Below are 521 nucleotides of genomic sequence, written 5' to 3'. Positions count from 1 at the left end.
GTCGACAAAATAATTGGTGATTTCCTCTCCCTTGTTGTTATAATAGCAAAAGCGGAATACGCCTTCCAATACAAACGCCACATACCGGGGAACCTTCCCGGCTTCCGACAGGTATTCGTCTTTCTTGAATTCGAGCATTTCGACCTTGCTCAGCAAAAACTCGATCTGTTGTTTGTTCAGGTCACCAAACTGCAGGATTAGATTTATTAATGCTTCCATCACTTAAAAATAGTATACATGGCGGGGCATCCATTTATCATATGGTAAAAAATGAGGTAAGCCAGGCAAAAAAAGCTCAAAGCCGGTGAGATGTTCAGGAGCCGTCCTTTGCTTTCGTATAGTCCGATCAGTAGATTGTTTGGGCATTTCAGTTGAAGGACTGCCGGAAATCCAATGGGCTTTGGTTGGTCTTGCTTTTAAATAATTTGTTGAAAGACTGGGGATGCTCGAAACCCAGTTGGTAGGCGATCTCGCTGACGGACAACCTCGTGGTAGATAATTTTTCTTTTGCCTTCTCGATC

The 521-nt window shown here is 43.4% G+C and carries 1 protein-coding gene and 1 pseudogene; both read right to left on the bottom strand.

The features are described 5' to 3' along the window. A pseudogene (locus AAHB90_RS32545) lies at window positions 1-219 on the bottom strand (Crp/Fnr family transcriptional regulator); the annotation flags it as partial. A gap of 148 nt (window positions 220-367) precedes the next feature. After that, the coding region (locus AAHB90_RS32540; protein WP_342089467.1) for a helix-turn-helix domain-containing protein at window positions 368-521 on the bottom strand (154 nt) is incomplete at its 5' end.

Origin of the sequence: Dyadobacter sp. OTU695 (genome assembly GCF_038440355.1) — a bacterium.
Classification (GTDB): Bacteria; Bacteroidota; Bacteroidia; order Cytophagales; family Spirosomataceae; genus Dyadobacter.
This window is presented reverse-complemented; position numbering and strand designations above follow the sequence as displayed.